At 39.5% G+C, this 20,169-nt stretch carries 24 protein-coding genes; 18 read left to right on the top strand and 6 right to left on the bottom strand.

Going from position 1 to position 20,169, the window contains the following annotated elements; translation table 11 throughout:
* Window positions 1-138: 138 nt before the first annotated feature.
* From DESMER_RS15225 to DESMER_RS15180, 10 genes are all read left to right on the top strand, one after another.
* Window positions 139-354: a 4Fe-4S dicluster domain-containing protein gene (locus DESMER_RS15225; protein WP_014903955.1), complete on the top strand. Its 216-nt coding sequence runs from the start codon at window positions 139-141 to the stop codon at window positions 352-354.
* Complete coding sequence (locus DESMER_RS15220) at window positions 347-1,468, top strand: 2-oxoacid:acceptor oxidoreductase subunit alpha (RefSeq protein ID WP_014903954.1); 1,122 nt, start codon at window positions 347-349, stop codon at window positions 1,466-1,468. The genes DESMER_RS15225 and DESMER_RS15220 overlap by 8 nt, the downstream gene beginning before the upstream one ends.
* Window positions 1,461-2,267, top strand: a complete 807-nt coding sequence (locus tag DESMER_RS15215) for a 2-oxoacid:ferredoxin oxidoreductase subunit beta (protein ID WP_014903953.1) — start codon at window positions 1,461-1,463, stop codon at window positions 2,265-2,267. Before DESMER_RS15220 ends, DESMER_RS15215 begins: the two co-directional genes overlap by 8 nt.
* Window positions 2,267-2,851 (top strand): 2-oxoacid:acceptor oxidoreductase family protein, encoded by a 585-nt coding sequence (locus tag DESMER_RS15210; protein WP_014903952.1) that lies wholly within the window; start codon window positions 2,267-2,269, stop codon window positions 2,849-2,851. Before DESMER_RS15215 ends, DESMER_RS15210 begins: the two co-directional genes overlap by 1 nt.
* A complete protein-coding gene (locus tag DESMER_RS15205; protein ID WP_014903951.1) occupies window positions 2,848-4,254 on the top strand; it encodes a HEAT repeat domain-containing protein in 1,407 nt (468 codons plus the stop codon). Before DESMER_RS15210 ends, DESMER_RS15205 begins: the two co-directional genes overlap by 4 nt.
* Before the next feature lie 334 nt (window positions 4,255-4,588).
* Window positions 4,589-4,774, top strand: a complete 186-nt coding sequence (locus DESMER_RS15200) for a hypothetical protein (protein ID WP_014903950.1) — start codon at window positions 4,589-4,591, stop codon at window positions 4,772-4,774.
* A 68-nt stretch (window positions 4,775-4,842) separates the two neighbouring features.
* The gene (gene acs, locus DESMER_RS15195) at window positions 4,843-7,095 is read left to right on the top strand and encodes an acetate--CoA ligase (RefSeq protein ID WP_014903949.1); all 2,253 of its coding nucleotides are present in this window, start codon (window positions 4,843-4,845) and stop codon (window positions 7,093-7,095) included.
* Window positions 7,096-7,325: 230 nt separating this feature from the next.
* Window positions 7,326-7,994, top strand: coding sequence for a hypothetical protein (locus tag DESMER_RS15190; RefSeq protein ID WP_014903948.1), 669 nt, complete (start codon window positions 7,326-7,328; stop codon window positions 7,992-7,994).
* A 26-nt stretch (window positions 7,995-8,020) separates the two neighbouring features.
* On the top strand, window positions 8,021-8,659 hold the full coding sequence (locus DESMER_RS15185; protein ID WP_014903947.1) for a fumarylacetoacetate hydrolase family protein: 639 nt from the start codon (window positions 8,021-8,023) through the stop codon (window positions 8,657-8,659).
* 319 nt (window positions 8,660-8,978) lie between these two features.
* A complete protein-coding gene (locus DESMER_RS15180) occupies window positions 8,979-10,031 on the top strand; it encodes an HD-GYP domain-containing protein (protein ID WP_014903946.1) in 1,053 nt (350 codons plus the stop codon).
* 285 nt (window positions 10,032-10,316) lie between these two features.
* Here DESMER_RS15180 and DESMER_RS15175 read toward each other — a convergent pair whose 3' ends face one another.
* The 5 genes from DESMER_RS15175 to DESMER_RS15160 all read right to left on the bottom strand — a co-directional run bounded on the left by DESMER_RS15175 (window position 10,317) and on the right by DESMER_RS15160 (window position 13,302).
* Window positions 10,317-10,502: a ferredoxin gene (locus tag DESMER_RS15175; protein WP_014903945.1), complete on the bottom strand. Its 186-nt coding sequence runs from the start codon at window positions 10,500-10,502 to the stop codon at window positions 10,317-10,319.
* A gap of 62 nt (window positions 10,503-10,564) precedes the next feature.
* Entirely contained in the window at window positions 10,565-11,374 is an 810-nt protein-coding gene (locus DESMER_RS15170) for a GDSL-type esterase/lipase family protein (protein ID WP_014903944.1), read from the bottom strand.
* 10 nt (window positions 11,375-11,384) lie between these two features.
* Window positions 11,385-11,795: a hypothetical protein gene (locus DESMER_RS24490; RefSeq protein ID WP_242830990.1), complete on the bottom strand. Its 411-nt coding sequence runs from the start codon at window positions 11,793-11,795 to the stop codon at window positions 11,385-11,387.
* Window positions 11,796-11,918: 123 nt separating this feature from the next.
* Window positions 11,919-12,389 (bottom strand): ABC transporter permease subunit, encoded by a 471-nt coding sequence (locus tag DESMER_RS24485; protein ID WP_242830989.1) that lies wholly within the window; start codon window positions 12,387-12,389, stop codon window positions 11,919-11,921.
* Window positions 12,382-13,302, bottom strand: coding sequence for an ABC transporter ATP-binding protein (locus tag DESMER_RS15160; RefSeq protein ID WP_014903943.1), 921 nt, complete (start codon window positions 13,300-13,302; stop codon window positions 12,382-12,384). The genes DESMER_RS24485 and DESMER_RS15160 overlap by 8 nt, the downstream gene beginning before the upstream one ends.
* A 266-nt stretch (window positions 13,303-13,568) precedes the next feature.
* Here DESMER_RS15160 and DESMER_RS15155 point away from each other — a divergent pair, with 266 nt between their 5' ends.
* From DESMER_RS15155 to DESMER_RS15140, 4 genes are all read left to right on the top strand, one after another.
* On the top strand, window positions 13,569-13,895 hold the full coding sequence (locus tag DESMER_RS15155) for a YnfA family protein (RefSeq protein WP_014903942.1): 327 nt from the start codon (window positions 13,569-13,571) through the stop codon (window positions 13,893-13,895).
* A gap of 54 nt (window positions 13,896-13,949) precedes the next feature.
* Entirely contained in the window at window positions 13,950-14,897 is a 948-nt protein-coding gene (locus DESMER_RS15150; RefSeq protein ID WP_014903941.1) for a ketopantoate reductase family protein, read from the top strand.
* 518 nt (window positions 14,898-15,415) lie between these two features.
* Complete coding sequence (locus DESMER_RS15145) at window positions 15,416-16,342, top strand: arginine deiminase family protein (protein WP_014903940.1); 927 nt, start codon at window positions 15,416-15,418, stop codon at window positions 16,340-16,342.
* Between the two features lie 298 nt (window positions 16,343-16,640).
* Window positions 16,641-17,684, top strand: coding sequence for a potassium channel family protein (locus DESMER_RS15140; RefSeq protein ID WP_345787927.1), 1,044 nt, complete (start codon window positions 16,641-16,643; stop codon window positions 17,682-17,684).
* A 188-nt stretch (window positions 17,685-17,872) separates the two neighbouring features.
* On the opposite strand, the gene DESMER_RS15135 is transcribed toward DESMER_RS15140, so the two are convergent.
* Window positions 17,873-18,199: a DUF1904 domain-containing protein gene (locus DESMER_RS15135; protein ID WP_014903938.1), complete on the bottom strand. Its 327-nt coding sequence runs from the start codon at window positions 18,197-18,199 to the stop codon at window positions 17,873-17,875.
* Window positions 18,200-18,434: 235 nt separating this feature from the next.
* On the opposite strand from DESMER_RS15135, the gene DESMER_RS15130 reads away from it, so the two are divergent.
* From DESMER_RS15130 to DESMER_RS15115, 4 genes are read left to right on the top strand one after another with little or no spacing between them, the layout of a single operon-like run.
* Entirely contained in the window at window positions 18,435-18,845 is a 411-nt protein-coding gene (locus DESMER_RS15130; RefSeq protein ID WP_014903937.1) for a DUF2089 domain-containing protein, read from the top strand.
* 54 nt (window positions 18,846-18,899) lie between these two features.
* Complete coding sequence (locus DESMER_RS15125) at window positions 18,900-19,337, top strand: SHOCT-like domain-containing protein (protein ID WP_014903936.1); 438 nt, start codon at window positions 18,900-18,902, stop codon at window positions 19,335-19,337.
* Complete coding sequence (locus DESMER_RS15120) at window positions 19,327-19,653, top strand: hypothetical protein (RefSeq protein WP_042333836.1); 327 nt, start codon at window positions 19,327-19,329, stop codon at window positions 19,651-19,653. Before DESMER_RS15125 ends, DESMER_RS15120 begins: the two co-directional genes overlap by 11 nt.
* Before the next feature lie 14 nt (window positions 19,654-19,667).
* Entirely contained in the window at window positions 19,668-20,006 is a 339-nt protein-coding gene (locus DESMER_RS15115) for a phage holin family protein (protein ID WP_042334601.1), read from the top strand.
* Window positions 20,007-20,169 lie beyond the last annotated feature (163 nt).

Here is a 20,169-nt window from a genome sequence, read left to right as displayed (position 1 = left end):
AAATGAGTTAAGAGTAATCGCCTAAACCCTGGGACCTGGGGACAAGTGCGTTGTTTCTTCATAGTTAAAGCAGTGAAAAACAACGTACTTGTCCTTCTTTCACAAAATGACTTTGGATATTAGGGAGATGGGAAGACATTGGTTACAGCAATTCATGATACTAGGGTAATTGTTAATGAGGATTGGTGCAAGAAATGCGGAATATGTATAGCCTTTTGTCCGAAAAAAGTTCTGGAAAGTGATGAACTAGGAAGGGTTGTGGTTGTCAGGCCAGACCAATGCATAGCATGTACGATTTGTGAAAAACTCTGTCCAGACTTTGCTATCAATATTGAGGTGACTAAAGATGAGTAATCCAAAGCTAATGCAAGGAAATGAGGCTGTTGCGGAAGGAGCTCTGGCAGCGGGGGTTCTTTTCTATGCCGGATATCCCATTACACCCTCTACAGAAATAGCTGAAAAGATGGCTGAAAGGTTGCCCTTAGTTGGTGGGAACTTTATCCAAATGGAAGATGAAATTGGAAGTATGGCAGCAATTATTGGAGCGTCCTTGACTGGACTTAAAGCGCTCACAGCGACGAGTGGACCAGGTTTTTCATTGATGCAGGAAAATTTAGGTTATGCTGTAGCTACGGAAGTTCCATGTGTCGTGGTCAATGTACAAAGAGGAGGACCAAGTACGGGATTACCAACTTCACCCGCCCAAGCTGATGTTATGCAGGCTCGATGGGGTACTCATGGAGATCATCCGATAATTGCCATAACCCCTTCCACTGTACAAGAGTGTTATGTGTTAACAGTAATTGCCTTTAATTTGGCAGAGGAATATCGGATCCCAGTAATTTTGCTGATGGACGAAGTAATCGGTCATTTGCGAGAAAAGGTAGTTTTACCTGATCAGTTGACAATCGTAAATCGTAAAAAGCCTGATGTACCACCGGGAGAGTATCTGCCGTATGAAAACGATGACAGCATGATCCCGGCAATGGCTAACTTCGGTGATGGTTATCGTTACCATGTAACTGGATTGACACATAATCAGAAAGGCTTGCCAACCGGAAATCCGGAAGTGACCAAATCTTTTATGCAACGCTTAACGCAAAAACTAAATCCATACTTAGATCGGATTCAAATGGTTGAGGAAGTGCAACTAGAAGATGCGGACTTGATTTTAATAGCTTATGGATGTAGTGCTCGTTCAGCTATGGAGGCCCTTCATATAGCTCGTGGACGTGGTTTGAAAGTGGGGCTCTTTCGCCCAATAACGATTTGGCCTTTTCCGCAAAAGCAATTAGAGAAGTATGTTGGTCGCAAATTTCTCGTGGTAGAAATGAATACCGGACAGTTAGCTGGCGAAATCGAAAGAATCTTTGGCAATAAAGCTGTGGAACGGTTAAATCGCATAGATGGAGAATTAATAACTCCCAAAGAAGTTCTTGATAAGATTGGGGGGGTATGTAATGTTTAATGATATTGCACAGTATTTTAGAACTGATACCTTACCTCATATTTGGTGCCCTGGGTGTGGAATAGGGACAATCACAGCTGCAATTGTGCGAGCTATTAAAACGCTGCAGCTTGATCAAAACAAGGTGATCTTTGTCTCTGGAATTGGCTGTTCTTCTCGAATGCCGGGTTATTTAGACTTTAATACAATCCATACGACACACGGTAGAGCACTGCCCTTTGCCACTGGAATTAAAGCGGCTCGCCCTGAATTGGATGTTTTTGTTATCATGGGAGATGGTGATTCGACCGCTATTGGTGGAAATCATTTGATTCATGCCTCTAGACGCAATATTGATCTGACAGCAATAGTGATTAATAATAGTATATATGGTATGACCGGTGGGCAGACTTCGCCACTAACCCCCCATGACAAACGAGGAACGACTTCTCCCTTCGGTAACCTTGAGAGACCTTTCCAGGTACTAGAGTTGGCTAAAGCAGCTGGAGCTACATATGGGGCTAGAGCCACTGCCTTTCATAATCAACTCCTTACTAAACTCGTAATAGATGCCTACAATAATCCGGGGTTTTCTCTGGTAGAGGCAATTTCCCAGTGTCCTGTATCCTATGGTAGGCGAAATAAGTTCAAAACCCCGGCGGATATGCTGCTGTGGCAAAAAGAGCATGCTTACAAAGCCGGGCAACGAATTGGACATGAGGATGACTTTGAGATTGGTGAAATTTTCCGCAGTGAGGCACCTGAGTATACAAAAGAATATGACAAATTACGACAGAAGCTAAAGGAGGTCAGTCGCTGATGGCAATGCAAAAGTTTTTGTTGACCGGAACAGGCGGACAGGGACTGATTTTAGCTGCAATAATGTTAGCTGAGGCGGGAATTTATGCTGGACAAAATGTTGCTCAGAGTCAAAGCTATGGTCCTGAAGCGCGGGGAGGTGCTAGCCGGGCTGAAGTTATTATCGGGGATGAGGACATTTATTACCCTAAAGTTGAGAGACCGGACTTCGTCCTAACCCTTAGTCAGGAAGCCTACAAAAAATATGGCTTACATCTAGACGAAGAGGCTATTCTGATTGTCGATGATACTCAAGTAACAGAGGTCAAGCCGAGAAGTAAAAACTTTTATTCGTTACCTATAACTAAGGCTGTCCGAGCTCATTTTGGCTCTGAACAAAGCGCTAATGTACTGGCCCTAGGAGTTGTGGCTTCAATAAGTGGTTACCTATCAATGGATAATGTTTTACAGTCAGTTAAGCATCGAGCTCCAAAAGGTACCACTGAGCAAAACATCAAAGCGCTGGAAATAGGATGGAAAATGGGGTTAAAGGCGAGGGAAAACCAAAATAATAAACATAGTCAAAATGAAGGTGATGAATCGTGACAGAGCTAAGAAATTGGGGTTGGACCCAAAATGATTTGTCCAGCTTGGCAGAAAGCCTAACTGCCGTACTACTTGAGGAGTGGGGTGGGCCAAGAAGTCCACTTGCACTTAAATATATTAATGAAACTATCATTCCAGATCTTGTTCATTGTTTTTGTTGCAATGCAGACTTGCTTACAAATTCGACCTATGCCGAGATTATTCAATGGAAACTAAAAAATCAGTTCGCCAATCCTTCTGCAGTGGTAGAGGATTTGGCGAAAGACTTACTATTGCCTGCGCAAAAAATCATCAAGCGGCCACAAATAACCGATCCGAAGGAACCATGGAGACGAATCTTTCGTCTTTGGATTAGTGGGGAATCATTGCCTAATATAGCCGAGAGAACAGGTTATCCTTTAGATTATTTGGATTTATTAATTCTAAGATTAAAAAGACTGGAAGCATTTACGTCAAGTACTAGGGCTAGTCTCCTGGAATGTAAGCAGAATGCAGAGCTTAGAGATTATGGATTTGAACAATTGAGTTTCCTTTATCAATTTCAGACTGCGGTCTCAGGAGAGCCCTTATATAAAGAACGTCTGATACTGGAACAAGTAATTTGGGATTTGGGAATGCCACTAATGGTTCCCGATTTGGTAACTCTATTAGAGATAATCCATACCCATGAAGGACGGTTGGATGAGCAGTCTTTAATTTCAGCCATGAGTGAGGCTGCAGGAATGTGGGGTTCAGGGATTGGGGCTTCCGGAGGTGACCAAAGAGTTAACCTTTTCTCATGTGTTATTGATGGACTGATATCCTTGCACTATATTCAAAAGAACAAAGCCGGAAAGCTAGCATTAAGTGAGAAAAGTGCTCAAATAATCGCAGGTTTCTTATTACCGAAACTTGGCGAGCAGCTAAAAAGAGCTGTTGAAATTGAGGATCTGGAATTAGCCAAAGGAATATTATTAGGTCAGAACGAAGCTGTTCTAATCCATTTAATTGACTGGGTTGTCACTGAATTTAATAATGAGCAAGGGTTTGAGATATTAAGTAATATCTATCAAAAGGTGAGTAGAAGGGTTGATATTCATCTAATAAAGGCCTTCGCCAAGCTCCCTACGGCCTTTGATCTGCTAATAAGATGTTTAGGTGATAATGATAGCTTAATTAGAGCGAGAGCTTGCGACGCTTTGTCACAGATGGGAAATGGATCAGCAGCTGTTTCATTGCTTCAATTGTTGAAAGATCCCGTTGTTGGGGTGAGAGAATTGGCAGTGGAAGCCCTAGGAGAAGTAGGAGATAGCTCGACGATTGAGTGTATTTCCAGGGTATCTGAAGATTACGGAGAATCAGTAAATATAAGAGAGAAAGCTAGGAAGGCTATTCTGAAAATTGAAAGTCGCCGTAGGAATTAATGATCTTTAAACCAAGGTGTTCAGCGATCTGAGCACCTCTGGTTTAAATTTAATATGTAATCAAAAGAAAAAAATATAAAAAAATCATTGAAATATTCAGTAAAGTGTGTTATTATTCATTTATGGTTGAAATGGATTTTCAAGTTGTTAGGTATTATTTTTATCTTGTCAAGTGAAAATACGCGCAAGGTCTAGGAGGGATGCAGGGAAAATAAATATCCATTTGATTAATCTTTAGGTAGTATATAAGGTAACTTATAAATTTTGTTTTCTATCTGTAAAACATAGTTTCATGATATAAAACGATGCAAATATATTAACGGAGGTTAGATTAGTGACAATTGAAAAAGCAAAAAAGCAGAGCTCTATCGGAAACATTCCTTCAACGGATGCAAAAGATAGTAAGAAAGAAAGTCAAAGAGTAGATTCGGCTGAGATTCGAACTAAAGTTAAAGAAGCAATTAAAGCTATTGAACTTTGTTACAATTATGAAACTGGGTTTCATTATATAAAACAATAACCCTTTATATTGGGGTTTGTTAAGCCGGCCTGTCGTCATAGGGACTATTTGAAAGGAGGATTGTTGACATGGTTATTCGAAACCCTGAAATTTTCGACCTTGGGCAAGATCAGACAAAGTTTTGGGGCGACCAGGGAAACCGTTTGGACTGGTTTAAACCTTGGGATAAAGTTCTTGAATGGAATAATCCTTTTGCCAAGTGGTATGCCGGTGGGAAATTAAATGCTGCTTATAATTGTTTAGACCGGCACCTAAACGGGGCACGTCGTAATAAAGCTGCACTAATTTTCGAAGGAGAGTTGGGAGACTATCGAGTTCTAACATATCAAGATCTTCATCGAGAGGTATCCCGATTTGCGAATGTTCTTAAATCCTACGGAGTAGAAAAAGGGGATCGTGTGACAATATATATGCCTATGATCCCTGAGACTGTGATTGCGATGCTTGCATGTGCTAGGATTGGTGCCCCTCATATTGTTGTATTTGGTGGATTTAGTTATGAAGCATTAAAAGATCGGGTTCTGGATGCTCAGTCTAAGGTTATCATCACATCAGATGGCAGCTACCGGAGAGGGAATATAATTCCTCTTAAAGAAAATGTAGATCAAGCGCTCAAGACCGTTACTTGTGTGGAAAAAGTAATTGTTGTTCAAAGAACCGGCCAGTCAGTTGCTATGCAAGAAGGCCGTGATATTTGGTATCACGAAGTTGTCAAGAATATACCAATAGTTTGTCCGGCAGAGGAAATGGATGCAGACGATATGCTATTCATTCTCTACACGAGTGGAACAACGGGCAAACCTAAAGGTATTGTCCATAGTGTTGGGGGTTACATGGTTGGGGTCTCAACAACTCATGAGAGGGTATTTGATCTCAAGGATGAAGATGTGTATTGGTGTACAGCGGATGTTGGCTGGATAACAGGACATAGTTATTTGGTTTATGGCCCATTGGCCAATGGTGCAACAATTTTATTGTACGAAGGTGCTCCGGATTATCCAGATAAAGATCGGTATTGGGAGATTGTTGAAAAATATAAGGTTACTATACTCTACACAGCGCCCACTGCGATTCGTACGTTTATGAAATGGGGAGAAAAATACCCTATGGGCCGGGATATTTCCAGTCTGCGACTTTTAGGCTCTGTGGGAGAACCCATTAATCCTGATGCTTGGATGTGGTATCACAAACATATCGGAAAAGAACGTTGTCCTATAGTTGATACTTGGTGGCAAACTGAGACAGGGATGATTATGATCACCCCTATACCTGAGGTTACTCCTCTAAAGGCGGGCTCTTGTGCTGTCCCTTTTCCTGGGGTCAAGGTGGGAATTGTTGATCATCAAGGAAAACCCGTAGAAAAAGGTGATAGTGGATATTTAGTAGTTCGTGAGCCTTGGCCGGCAATGCTCAAAACTGTCTATGGTGATGATAAACGTTACGAAGACACCTATTGGGGACAGTATGCTGGTATGTATTTCACCGGGGATGAAGCCAAATGGGATGAAGATGGGTATTTCTGGGTAATAGGACGTGTGGATGATGTTATTAATGTCTCAGGACATCGGATTGGAACGGCGGAAGTTGAAGGCGCATTAGTTGATCATCCTGCGGTAGCAGAAGCCGCTTGTGTCGGTAGAACTCACGCAGTTAAGGGTCAAGCAGTTTTTGCTTTTGTAAGTCTCAAAGAAGGTGTAGTAGTTCACGACAGTTTAATTGCTGAACTTAAGGCCCATGTAGTCTTGAAGATTGGTTCATTAGCACGGCCTGATGATATTTTTTTGACAGATGAATTGCCGAAGACCCGAAGCGGTAAGATTATGAGGAGATTGTTAAAGGATATTGCTGAAGGTAGGGCAATGGGGGATACCAGCACTTTAGCTGATGCTTCGATCGTCGATTTGCTTAAGAAAAATGTTAACCAAAAGACAGCTACAATTCAAAAAACTGAAGTTGCTCATAATGTAGCTATAAAATTGGGTAGAAATAAAATTTCCATACCCGACACGGCTGTATTTAATCGCTGTAAAGATGAGTCCTACGAAGGATATAGTTATACAGTATGGTTCTCTACTCCTGCAAAGGATGGATTGCGTCATCCAGTTACTCATTTTTATTGCTTTCAGTGGATAGAAAGACTGAATTCTGTCTCCGAAATAATCTGTGCGGTTACGAACATAATGATAAACAATAAAGATACTTTCGAGGCAATTTTCGCAAATGGTGCTCCGGATTTTAGCCATGCTGTAATTAATGAGGGAAATATTACGGATGATTTGGCAGAAGAAGCGCAAATTTGTTTTTGTGGTTCCGAAGGCTAAAGGCATTGATAAACAAAAACCATCCTTGGAATCCATTAGGATTGCTCAAGGATGGTTTTTTGTGACTTAGATATAGCGTATAAAACTCACTTGAAAAAATGTGAGTAGAGCACAAAAACCTGCTATAATAATCTTGAAACCCAAAATAGTAATTACCCTTGATAAGAAATAAGGTGGCTAATCAGAGACGAAGAGCTTTGCGTTGGTAAGCGATGGAAAAAGGAGATGTTATGAGAAAGAAGATTATAATAATTACAAGCATAATGGTTTTGATGCTCGCTGGGGCAGGTGTCTGGGGATATAATAGTTTCTTTAAGTCTGACCCTGAAATTCAACAACAACTTAACAATCAATTTGGAGAAGACTTTTTTAAATCCTTCAATGATGAAATTACAGATGTAAATTCTGGTGCTTCAAATAATGAACAAAAAACTAATGGTATGAATTTAGCGGGGGATGCTCCAAGTTCGGAACTTGCTACAGAGAAGGTGCAGCAAGGAAATGCAATAAGTAATACTGCGGCCGATGGGAATCAAGGGGTCTTGGACAAAGAGATAACTAAAGAGCAAGTAATCAATAAGTATCAACCCAAGTTTAATTATTTGCAAAATGTAGCCTTGGGTCGCTTAGATACCTTGTATTCTGCGGCAGCTAAGGAGTACGAACAGCTCCGCAAAGCAGGTACTCTAAACCGGTCAGCATTGGCTCAAAAATATATCCAGGCTGGGACTATGCTTGAGGCTAACGTGGATAACCAATTCTACAGTACTCTTAATGCAATGCAGGCTGAATTAGTGGCTAATAATCTGCCTACTGATGTAATTGCTTCCAATAAGGCAGCTTATGAACAGGCTAAGTCTAACAAAAGAGCCCAGCTTTTGTCTAAAGTTCGTACTTAGTGTTAAAAACACAGCAGGAGGCGGGTATGCGAGAAATAAAAAACATAATTTGTGTTGGTCGCAATTATATTGAACATGCTAAAGAACTTAACAATCCACTTCCCCGAGTTCCGCTATTGTTTACTAAGCCAACCCATTCTCTAGTTGAGGCTAACGGAAGTGAAATAATACTTCCGGGGGATAGGGGGGAACTTCAATATGAAGTTGAACTTGTATTCCATATTAATAGAAGATATGAGCCGGGAATTAGTCTAGAAGACCTAGTAGACAAAGTAGCTGTGGGTATTGATTTTACACTGCGTGATATACAGACTGAGCTGAAAAAGAAAGGTTATCCTTGGGTAATTGCTAAAGGCTTTAGGAATTCTGCAGTACTTAGCTCTTGGCACCCTTTCCCAGGTCTAAAAGCGTTGATGGAGGTTGACTTTTCCTTGGAAAGGAATGGGAAAGAAGTTCAACGAGGGAATATCAAAAATATGATTTTTGACTTAGAAACCGTTGTAGAGTATACGACTCAAAATCTTGGACTTGACCAAGGGGATATTATTTTTACTGGCACACCGGCAGGTGTGGGGGCCGTTCATAATCAGGATTTTTTCTCGTTAAAATTAGCGGATCATGAATTAGGAAGCTGTTTAATAAAACTCTTAAGGTTCAACTCTTAAAAGACACTCAAATAGCCCACGCCTTGAATATTAAGACGTGGGCTAAATTCATATTGCCTTAATGGCATTGTACTTACACCTTATATTCTAAAATCTCAGGTCGAAAAATAGATTGTTTCGAAAAATACTGAGTTACTTGTGCGTAACTTTGTCTATTTGTCTTATGCATCCAGTCTTTTAATCACTAGTACTAATCAGTCTGCAAAACGAAGTCTTTGTTTAAAGGATATTGGAGATCTATGACGAAATACTATAGTGTTTAAGAAAAATGTGTCGATTATCGATGAAATGGTGACTATAAGGAAGAGAGGAAGAGGACTTGCGAGAAATCAGCGTTCAGCGCCTTAAAGAAGGAGATGTGCTAGCAAAAGAGATCTATTCCTCTAGTGGTAAGATACTTCTTGGCAAGGGCGTAGTATTAAAGCCTCAGTTTATTTATAGATTAAAGCAAATGGAAATGTATAGTGTTTATATTGAAGACGATTTAACCAGTGATATCATTATTGAAGATGTTATATCGGATAAGCACCGCTTTGAGGCAATGCGTGCCATCGAAAAATCATGCAAAACAATTCAAGATGACAAGAATAAAGAAATTAATATCAAAGAGGCAGTAAGTAACATTGTCCAAGATATTCTTTTTCAGAGAGAAATAATGATTAGCTTAATGGATATGCGAAACATGGATAATCAAGTTTACGCTCATTCTGTTAACGTCTGTGTATTATCATGTGTGTTGGGGAAAGGATTAGGTCTCCCAATCGAGAAACTTAATGAGCTTGCTCAAGGTGCCTTGCTCCACGATGTGGGAGTTGTTAATTTACCTGCTGAGATACTTAATAAAAGAAGTAAGCTAACTGATGAGGAAAGAGAATTATATAATAGTCATACCACTCAGGGCTATGAGCTGATTCGGAACAAAGCACAAACGAGTATCATCGTTGCTCATATGGCCTATCAACATCACGAATGGACAAATGGCAAAGGGTATCCTCGACAATTAAAAGGAAATGCTATTCACCCCTTAGCGGAGATTGTTGCTATAGCGGATTTTTATGATTGTCTGATCCATGGATCTCCGGGAATTCCCAGAGTATTACCCCATGTTGCTTGCGAAATACTCATGGCAAACGCTGGAGTGCGTTTTCGCAAGGAGCTAATCCATATCTTTTTACAATATATCGCTGCCTATCCTACAGGGTATACGGTTAAGCTTAATAATGGAGATACAGGAGTTATTGTCGGACAGAACAAAGGGTTACCTATGCGACCGATCGTGCGTGTTTTTGAAGGTAATCATCCTCAAGTGCAAGTTACGGAGTATGATTTAGCAAAAGAGTTAACTTTATTTATTAACTACGTGATCGAATAATAGTTATTGATATACAAATACGGCAGGAGAGCTTATAGCTCTCCTGCTGTATTTGTAGGATTTACTTGAATAAGTAACTCTTATGACCACACATTTGTAGAATTTTTAGTGGGTTCTTCTATCTCAATATGTTTCGGATGCAGAGACTGACCAAGAAAGCTTAAAGCGAATTTTTCCAAAATAAGAAATTCGTTACTGCTCCGTTATCAAGGGGATGTAGCCGATCCCCGTGGTGGTATTCGCAAGATTAAGAAGAGCTTAATACCCTATACTGGAGAAGGAGAACTATTCTAAAATTATTGCAGCTACTGGGCAACTCTTAGCGGCTTCTTTAGTTGATTGTTCGGCCTCATCAGGAACTGGATTCTTGTAGGCTTCAGCGATTTCATAGCCATTCATTCGGAAAACTTGAGGGCAAATTGCTTCACAAGCACCGCAGCCAATACAGTCAGAATTTACGGTAGCGTACATAAATTCACGATCCTTTCTCGTTTGGAATTAATTGGTTTTTGTTAAGTTTACCGGGAATTTTATTATAATCCTGCAATGATCATTTCCAGAGATCTACTAATTCTATTAGATATAGCCTGATATCCAGCTGAATTCGGGTGTAGGCCATCTTGTGCTACAAATTTTCCGGTGTTGTACTTGAAAAGATCATAGGTCGGGATGAAAATTGCTTTACTATCTGTTTCTACTAGCTGTTGGGTATTGAAGTTCCAGCTGTTTAGTAGTTGAGAATCTACGAGATTAGTTGCCTTTTCATAGGGGTTATACAATCCTAAGAAAATAATAATCGAATTGGGGTTAGTCCTTCGCAGTTCCTTGAAGGTTAACTTTAGGTTACTCAAGTATCTATCTAGCCTCACCTTGAATTCGTTTTCTTTGTCAAAAGAATTCAGAGTGAGAATACTTCGTATATCATTGCCTCCAATAGAAACTAAGATTATATCTGTATGCGTAAGTTGTTGCTCTAGCCGATGGCTTTGGAGTTGTTCCAGTAATCCGGTGCTTTCCAGTCCATCAATTCCCATATTATCAGAAATAATTTCTTTAGAGGTATTGTTTTTAAGATACTCCGTTAAATAGCCTGAAAAACCTTTGCTCTTTTCGTCTCCTGTCCCTTTAGCGACAGAATCTCCTAGGATGAGGATTTGGATAGTGTTTGGATTCTTGGAGCTTGGGGTTAAATCTGTTGCCGATTCCAGGGGTGATGATTCCGAAGTTGGTTGAGGATTAGCCTGTGTTGTGACGAGGATAGCTTGGTAGAAACCGTTAGCTAGAATAACGAAGCCGACAAAGGCAATCACAAGAATTGAGTACCACATGCTTTTTTTGAACATTTTTTACTCCTTAGACTAAAATGTCTTTTTTTGTGAAGTAGACGAAACTTATTATGATTGAAGCAGAAGCCCAACCCAGCAGAACTAAAATTGAGAAAAGCAAAGTCATACCTTCGATAGGCTGAAAGGATCCTGATAAATAATCAGTCAGTCGGAGATTGACCATGAACATGTAGCGTGTTATCTTCCAATCAGAGAGAAAGTAACTTATAAAGTTGCCGGCTACAAGGGTTGACATAATAATTCCGATTGAAGCTGCTGTACTTCTCACTAAGACAGAAATCATAAATGAGATGCTCCCTACAACAAAGGAAACAAAAAAGGCTAAAGCATAAACCATGAGAGTGTAGCGCCACTGTGGAACATTTAGGACTGTGGAAGTGTCTAACGTTCCAGCGACTAGTTTGAAACCTGTTGCCACAGGAGCATTCCATCCTCCGAAGCCAAAGAAAAGACCAGAAATGAATTCGGATAACACAAAAGCAAAAAATAGCACAATAATCTCTAGCATAATTAAAGTTAAGAACTTACTGAGCAGAACCTTTCACCTGGGAATGTTCCTGACGAGCAGAAGTTTTATAGTTCCACTGGAGGATTCCCCTGACACCATATCTGAAGCTAACATAATAATGAGAAGAGGTAAGAATAAGAAAATCGATTGTTCCATAAATTTAGTGGTGAATTTTGCCGCGGACTGTTCTAGTGGATTAATATCGTTATCAAGATTATACTGCAGTTGTTCTATTCTTACTCTGAGGGCTGATTTATCTTTCTCGTCTCTATAAGGACTATCTAACCTGTTTTTAAGCTCGATCAGCTGCTGGTCAGCTAGTTTGTGCCAGTCGGTAGTTGCACTAATCCCCATTCTTTGAGCGAGTTGAGCCTTTGTTCTTTCGGAGGTATGGTGTTGACCATAAGCAAAAACCGAAATTAGTGCAACAAGTATGGCTATGACAAACAATAGACGTTTCTTAGAAATCATTTTGATAACTTCATTTTCTATCAGACTAAACAATTTCATCACCTACCGTTAGGTCTAAAAATAGGTCTTCTAATGTATTACGCATTGCAGAACAATATGTAAGTGCTAAACCCTGTGAGATTAAAAATTCGTTAAGCTTTTCAAGGGAATGCTGACCTATGTTAGCGCTGATAGTGTTTTTCTTTAACTGAGTAGCCTGAATACTCCAATGCTCTCTTAAAAGAGAGATCGCTGCATCAGGATCACTTAATTGCCATTCAATCTTGTCATTGTCTTGGAGAAGGTCTTGGACATTGGCTGTTTTGACGACGCTTCCTTGTTTGATAATCGAGACCATGTCACACATTTGCTGTATTTCTAAAAGTATGTGGCTAGAAACAAAAACAGTCATCCCTTCCTCATAGGCAAGTTTTCTGATTAAATTTCTAAATTCTGTTATGCCGGCAGGGTCAAGACCGTTAGTAGGTTCGTCCAGGATCAAAAGTTTTGGCTTTGAAATAATAGCTTGGGCAATACCCAGACGTTGGCGCATACCTAGAGAATAGGTACTAACTTTATCATTAACTCGATGTTTAAGACCAACCATTTCTATGACATCTTTAATACGCTGATGACTTATTGTTTTATTCATGCCAGCAAACTGAAGCAAGTTTTCCATGCCTGTTAAGTATTGGTACATGTCCGGGCTTTCTATGATGCAGCCGACATTGGATAGGGCTTTGACAAATTCGTGAGCAACAGAGTGGCCGCAGATTTTGACAGTTCCCTGAGTAGGCTTTATTAAGCCGACAATCATCCGAATTGTTGTTGTTTTTCCAGCTCCATTTGGCCCTAGGAACCCGTAAATTTGGGAGGATTGGAGAGTAAGGTTTATCCCTTTAACGATGTCCTTTCCTTTAATTGTTTTAGATAAATTGGTTAATTCCAAGACTGCTGTTTCCTGCATGATTTCTCCTTTAAAAACATCTTTTAAACTTAGAGAAATGGTTTTGTAAGCTATTGTTTTCATTATAAATAAAATTTGTGTGAATAGAAAGTTTAAGTTCTCTTTTTTCGAATCATAGTTGATTGCTTTAATACTTTGTATTAAGCGGCCATGGTATCAGGAGAAGGTGTTGATTTCAAAGAGATAACGTTATATTGTTAAATTAGGGACTTTAGCACTTAAGTTATTTTTTCGTATTTCGGCTACTAATAGGAGGGGGAATATCTATGTTTCAAGCGGTTCTCTTATTTATTATTGCTGGATTGGCTGAAATAGGCGGAGGCTATCTAGTATGGCTTTGGCTCAAAGAATCTCAGCCTGTTTGGTATGGGGTATTGGGGGGGGGCATCCTTGTCTTATATGGCATCATACCAACATTACAAAAGTTCCCGAGTTTTGGGAGAGTGTATGCAGCTTATGGAGGGGTATTTATTGTTCTTGCTGTTCTATGGGGATGGGCAGTTGATAAGAAAATTCCCGACACCTACGATTGGCTAGGTGCTGCCATATGTATAGTGGGTGTTTCTGTAATGTTATGGGCTCCTCGTCATTAAAACAAAAAACTATGCTTCTTAACCCTTTTTAAATGATAGATTGGAGAACGATAAATGAAAATACTAGTTATTGGATTAGGAGCTTTGGGTACAGTATACGCTTGTCTGTTGAGCTTATCTGGTCATGAGGTGACGGGGTTAAGTAGACCAGCAAGTATTGCAAGAATCAAAGAGAAGGGAGTAAAGGTATCCGGAATTTGGGGAGATTATAATACTAAGCTCTCCAATGTTGTGGCTAATGTCTCAGAACTTGAGCAGCAGACCTTTGATATGATAATTATCACCGTAAAGTCATTTGTCACTGAAGAGATTGCCAGGGATATTGCTCCTGTAGTAGGAGATAAGACCTTCGTCTTCCTACTACAGAATGGGTATGGAAATTTTGAGGCTGCTGCTGAATCAATCAGGGAGGATAAGCTTCTTTTAGGACGAGTGATTTTTGGGGCGGAGACTTTAGCCCCTGGAGAGTCCAAGGTGACTGTCATCGCTGACGATGTAATGATTGGTTCTCCCAAAAATCTTATTATTCCAGAGGTATTAGAAGAATTCGCCGAGATTTTCCGCAAAGCGCTTATTCCCACAAAAGCATCTTTAGATATCATGAAGTACATATGGGGAAAGATTATCTACAATTCCGCTCTCAATTCCTTAGGTTCCATCTTTGAAGTGAGTTATGGCGAATTGGCTCGGGAGTCGGTTACACGCGACCTCATGAATAAGATTATTGAAGAAATCTTCGACGTGCTTAGGGCAAGAAATATTCCGATGTTTTGGCCCGATGCAGAAACTTATTTGGCCGATTTTTATGAAAAATTAATTCCTCCAACATCTGCCCACCATGCTTCAATGTTACAAGACATTCGGAACGGTCGTCGAACAGAAATAGAAGCCTTAAATGGAGCGGTTCTTAAACTTGCTCAGGAATCTAGAGTCCCAGTTCCTGTGAACGAAGTAATAGTGGCGATGGTGAAAGCAAAGGAAAGCTTTAGCCTACGAGACTAAAGCAGGATACATAAACCCCCTTAATAAGTCCGTTCAGTGAACGGACTTATTAAGGGGGTTTATAATAATTTTACTGTAAAACTGAAGCTGGCCCTTGGACAACATCATACATATTACCAAGAGATTGAGACACTACGGGGTCAGCGGCCTTAAGTGGATAATAGCTCCTTAAAGATTTTTCTATCTAAGTTTTTCCGAAGGTCAGGCTTTTATGCAATCTTCATTACAATCTTCAGCAGTGAACTCTATTGCTTCAATCAGGGATTTGGTGATTCTTCCTTAAAGGCCTGCCAGCTTGGAGTAATTCATGTATGTTTTAGTCCCTATTGTACATCCTCTATGATATAAACATAATCAAAGAATTGTTGTAGAAAAGAGGTTGGAAGATTTATGGACAAGTACTGTGAATTCAGGGAAAAAATCCAGCTAATTATGAATCCTATCCAGCAAAAGAATATCTTTAAGGCCGATATTGTTACTTTGGAGGCTTTTAACTTTGGGCTTGGGATAGGGTTATTATGAGTAATTTGAATATGGAATATGGAAATGAAAAACTAGCCCGCTTAAGGAAAGTTTTGCTACATAACCCGGTTGAGTCCCTAGCTTCTGTTACTCTATCGAATTATAAATACCATTTATTCAATAACGTTCCGAAGGTTGATCAGTATCATAAGGAGCATGAACAATATGCCCAGTTGTTAAAAGCCCATGATGTTGAGGTCTTAGAACTTAGAAACTTTGTCGGGAAAACGAAAGATTTATTAGCGAAGCTTCCAAATTTGGCTTATCTTAATGATATCGCAGTAGTAACGAGTAATGGAGCGATTTTATCTAAGATGTGTCCGGGCACCAGAGCCGGAGAGGAAGTAGTAGTTAAAGAGGTTCTGAATAATCTCAATATCCCTATCTTTCATGAATTTAGAGATGATGACGAATTCGAAGGGTGCATGGCTTTTTCGCCAAGAACATTGATTATAGTAGACACGGAACGACTGAAAACTAGTACCATAGAGAGCTTTTTTCAAAAAGCCCTAGAAATATTTGAAGAAGTAATTTATGTAAATACACCTCAGGAGCGAAGGTTCATGCATGCCGATATGATTATTAATAGAATCAGCGAACAATTAGGAGTCTATTTTCCGCCAGCATTTCTGCAAACATTTTTAATCACCAAACAAAAGCGGGTAGAGATTAATGTCCGAGAGTTTTTTGCTGAACGGAATATCGAACTTATTGAACTGAATGATGTAGAGCAGCAAAATTGGGGGTGTAGTTTTGTTACATTAGAGCCCAAAGTTATTATCCATTATGATATTGCTTTTAATAATCAGACTAAAAAACGATTGCAGCAGCGTGGCGTTGATGTCATTGAGTTTCACCCTCAAGCTCTTTTGGCTGGAGGAGGAAGTCTGCGATGTCTTACCTTAAGATTGTGGCGGGCTTAAGTTTCGGGTAATGGGAATAAAGTGGGGCGGTTTAGCGTCAGCTAAATTGTCCCGCTTTTTAAAGTCAGTATTCTCGGATTTTCAGATCATCTATGAAAATTAGTAGAGAAAGGATTAGCTTATCGTAACAGCGTTTTTTAATAGCTTTTTGAAGGAGAACTAGTTTAATTTGTAGAAGTATAGCATATGATTTCCATCAGGTTTTTAATCTAGAGGGTTACAATGAGTATTTCAAGCATCTATTGGAAATACGTTCTTACGAGAAAAGCCTGGGGTGAACTAGATAGTAAGAACCATAATGTATTTTTGTAGGAGGAAAGACCTTTTGCACTTTTTGCTTCGCTTATCAATGAAATTAGTGAAAATGAAGAATACAGCACTTGCGATTGGATTTATTGCTTTTGTACTGAGCGCTTCAACATTTGCTTATATGATTGAGGCAGAGACATTTGAAACTTGGTTTAATTCTCTGTATTTTGTTTTAACAACGATGGCGACAGTTGGCTATGGTGATTATTCGCCAAGCACTTTTCCAGGAAAAGTGCTTACTATCTTCATTTACGTATTTGGAATTGGTTTGTTAAGTTTAGTCATTGGTAAGATTATAGATGCTGTTGCAGATTTTAATAGGAGAAGGGAAGCTGGGCGCTTGAGGTATCAAGGTAAAAACCACGTTATCATAGTTAATTGGAGTAAGAAAGCACAATATGCGATAGAAGAAATTCTATCTACAGACCCCAATATTGAGGTTGTAATTATTGATGAGATAGACAAACATCCTTATGATAAACCTAAAATTCATTTTATTAGTGGTGACCCAAGTTCCATCGATATACTAGAACAAGCAGATATTAAGAATGCTCGTTCGGCAATCGTTTTTGCTGATGCAAGAATTGATGAGCCTGCTCTTGTTGATGGTAAATCGTTACTTTTAGCTTCAACTATAGAGAGTATAGCACCTAAAGTACATACCACAGTTGAAATCATGATGGAGAAACATATTCAAAACTTTAAACACGTTAAAGTTAATGATTTCGTTCTCTCCCACGATGCTGTATCTAGATTAGCTGTAAGGTCAGCACTTAATGAAGGAAGCCTAGATATTTTCACCCAATTATTAAGTCGCCAAAAAGGTGCTGATGTATATCACGTAACGATCAGACCTGAATGGAAAACATATGAGGATGCTTTTTTAGCTCTTATCAAACAAGGGGCTACATTAGTATCAAACAAGAGTGATATGACAATAAACACTAAGTTAAATCAACCAATTCCAACAGATGCGAAATTATTTGCGATTTGTGACGGTGAAGTATACAAAAAAATTAACAATGTGGTGTAAAATGAAGCATTTCAGAGTATTAGTGCAAAGCTTCTCGACTTTGATAATTTAAGTAGTGAAGACGTTAGATCTATTTGCAAGGTATTAACGACTCTTAATGATGATCAGAACCTTTCGAGGAGGAAATTGTAGATTGTCTTACACTATCCTTACTGTAATTAACTTAATCTAATTGCTCTATGGCAATTTTAAAAGTGTTCGCCGTTTTCGTAATAGCGAACTCTATCTAAAACGGTAAACATAATATCTACGCTTGGGTACCCGGCTTGATTAATTATCCGGCTGATGGCTTGGGCAACTTGGTCTTGAATTTCTTGTCCGCGGTCAAACCAGGCAACTTCGATAAAAGGATACCCTTGCACAACCTCCTCATCGAGGATGAAAGTAGAGTGAATCACTTCTAGAGTAAAGTCGCTCCTTGGAGATTGAATAAGTATCGATAGCTCATCAAGCATAATTTTGCTTACCTGACGTATTGTGTCTGTCTCAATTCCTCGTATTTTTATTTGTGGCATAAATAGCCCCTCCTCATTTTGGTTTGTTAACTAATGCAGCTAGTCTTTCCGTAGACGGGCTGCATTATAATTTTACTAGAGTTCCAATTAAGTTGCATCTACAAATAATCACACCCAACTTAACGATATTAAAACATACCTTAATTTTATTAATATTTATGTTGACAATATTAATAAATGGGTTTATTATCTAATCACAGAAGCGCTGTGTAATTTTGATTTAGAGGTGGTTGCCTTGAATTATAAGATGCCCCATCGGTGTCCTGTGTGCGATCAAGAAATGAAAATAAGTAAGCTTTCTTGTACACATTGTCCCACAAAAATCGAGGGAGAGTTTAGTTCCTGTAAATTTTGTCGGCTGCCAGCTGAACAATTAGTTTTTACGGAGGCATTTATTAAATGTCGGGGGAATATCAAAGAGGTGGAAAAAGAGTTAGGTATTTCCTACCCGACGGTAAGAAGTCGCTTAGATAGTGTCATTGAGGCGCTAGGTTATGGAGCTGAGAAGGGGAAAGAGAGTGATTATGAAAAGTCTAACTCTTCTGAGGGAAGCTTGCGTAGACAGGAAATTCTAGAAGCCCTAGAACGAGGTGAGATATCGGCTCAGGAAGCTGCGCTTCAGATGAGAAAGTCTAGTAAGGATTGAGACTAGATGGTTTAGCTTCAATTATTAAATTTATTATGTAAAGGGGAAATAAAAATGAGCAGTGAAAAGATGAAGATCCTCGAAATGGTTCAAGAAGGTAAACTGACAGCTGTCGAAGGTTTAGATCTCTTGAAGGCAATCGACGAAGGAAACTCAGATAAAACCAGTTCGCAGATTTTTGAACAGGATCTTGTGAAGAAAGAGGGGGAACGTTTTTTAAGGGTTCGTGTGCAAGGTGAGAAAACACTTAAGGTTAATGTAAATGTTCCTTTGACTTTGATACGTTCTGCTTCAAAGCTTGTGGTATATGCAATGAGTTTTGTGCCTGAGGATAAGAAGGCGGAGTTAGAGAAGAAAGGCCTAGACTTAACAGATCTGGATGTAGAAGGCCTTGCTCGAATAATTGAAGAGAGTCTTGATGGTAAGATTGTAGATGTAGAAGTCGCTGATCCGGAAGAGGGAAGAATCAAGGTTGAAGTGTATGTGGAGTAAATCCGCCTTGTTTTTGATGGTTCGAATCAAAGTTCAAAAGCGTAGGGGATACACATTTCCGGTGCCCGTTTGGGTGGTCAACGAATTTCTCACAGCACTTACTGATTTAGTATGGATCGGGGAAATGGCTCTCAAACGAATTCCGCTTCCTAAAGATGAACGGTCTCGCCAGCAGATGAGTTGGGTCAAAACTGTTTCGCCGAGTGGTATTATAACAGGAACGCAAATGGTTATCAAAGATTTATGTAAGTATAAGGGCCTGGATATAGTTGATGTTAAGACTGCAGATGTTCAGGTGAAAATAAGCTTAAAATGAGCGGAGGTGAAGAGTTGAAACGAAAGATCTATCGTGTACTAGTAAATGCACTGGCCTTTTTTATTGCGGCCCAATTCTTGCCTATGGTCGCATCAACTCCACTTCATTTCTTATGGGCAGGGATAGTTCTGGGGCTTGTCAATCTAATGATTCGGCCGTTGCTGATTTTACTGACTATCCCTCTCAATCTTCTAACTTTAGGAGTTTTTACACTTGTTATTAATACCTGGATGATTATGCTCACAAGTGGGCTGCTGCCGGGATTTTCTGTGCCGGGATTTGGAGTGGCTTTCCTTGTCTCGATTATCGTGTCTTTGGCCAATTGGGTTTTTAAAGAAATGAGATCCGAATGACAAAATAAAGGGAACCATAATATCTGGCTAGCACCGAAGTCTTATGACTTTGGTGCTAGCCACTTTTCTTTATATTACTATGATTTTCTAACAGGAGAACGAGTGAGTATTGTTAAGATTAGCTTTGTAACATTATGTTTATCGATCCATAACTATATAATAG

Origin of the sequence: Desulfosporosinus meridiei DSM 13257 (genome assembly GCF_000231385.2) — a bacterium.
Lineage (GTDB): Bacteria > Bacillota > Desulfitobacteriia > Desulfitobacteriales > Desulfitobacteriaceae > Desulfosporosinus > Desulfosporosinus meridiei.
This window is presented reverse-complemented; position numbering and strand designations above follow the sequence as displayed.

Coding starts and splice junctions, on each gene's coding strand:
- DESMER_RS15215 (WP_014903953.1), top strand. CDS start 1,461: ATGTTTAATGATATTGCACAGTATTTTAGAACTGATACCTTACCTCAT.
- DESMER_RS15190 (WP_014903948.1), top strand. CDS start 7,326: ATGAGAAAGAAGATTATAATAATTACAAGCATAATGGTTTTGATGCTC.
- DESMER_RS15175 (WP_014903945.1), bottom strand. CDS start 10,502: ATGTACGCTACCGTAAATTCTGACTGTATTGGCTGCGGTGCTTGTGAA.
- DESMER_RS15155 (WP_014903942.1), top strand. CDS start 13,569: ATGTTTCAAGCGGTTCTCTTATTTATTATTGCTGGATTGGCTGAAATA.
- DESMER_RS15150 (WP_014903941.1), top strand. CDS start 13,950: ATGAAAATACTAGTTATTGGATTAGGAGCTTTGGGTACAGTATACGCT.
- acs (WP_014903949.1), top strand. CDS start 4,843: ATGGTTATTCGAAACCCTGAAATTTTCGACCTTGGGCAAGATCAGACA.
- DESMER_RS15220 (WP_014903954.1), top strand. CDS start 347: ATGAGTAATCCAAAGCTAATGCAAGGAAATGAGGCTGTTGCGGAAGGA.
- DESMER_RS15120 (WP_042333836.1), top strand. CDS start 19,327: ATGTGGAGTAAATCCGCCTTGTTTTTGATGGTTCGAATCAAAGTTCAA.
- DESMER_RS15170 (WP_014903944.1), bottom strand. CDS start 11,374: ATGTTCAAAAAAAGCATGTGGTACTCAATTCTTGTGATTGCCTTTGTC.
- DESMER_RS15160 (WP_014903943.1), bottom strand. CDS start 13,302: ATGCAGGAAACAGCAGTCTTGGAATTAACCAATTTATCTAAAACAATT.
- DESMER_RS15135 (WP_014903938.1), bottom strand. CDS start 18,199: ATGCCACAAATAAAAATACGAGGAATTGAGACAGACACAATACGTCAG.
- DESMER_RS15140 (WP_345787927.1), top strand. CDS start 16,641: ATGTATTTTTGTAGGAGGAAAGACCTTTTGCACTTTTTGCTTCGCTTA.
- DESMER_RS15125 (WP_014903936.1), top strand. CDS start 18,900: ATGAGCAGTGAAAAGATGAAGATCCTCGAAATGGTTCAAGAAGGTAAA.
- DESMER_RS15185 (WP_014903947.1), top strand. CDS start 8,021: ATGCGAGAAATAAAAAACATAATTTGTGTTGGTCGCAATTATATTGAA.
- DESMER_RS15210 (WP_014903952.1), top strand. CDS start 2,267: ATGGCAATGCAAAAGTTTTTGTTGACCGGAACAGGCGGACAGGGACTG.
- DESMER_RS15145 (WP_014903940.1), top strand. CDS start 15,416: ATGAGTAATTTGAATATGGAATATGGAAATGAAAAACTAGCCCGCTTA.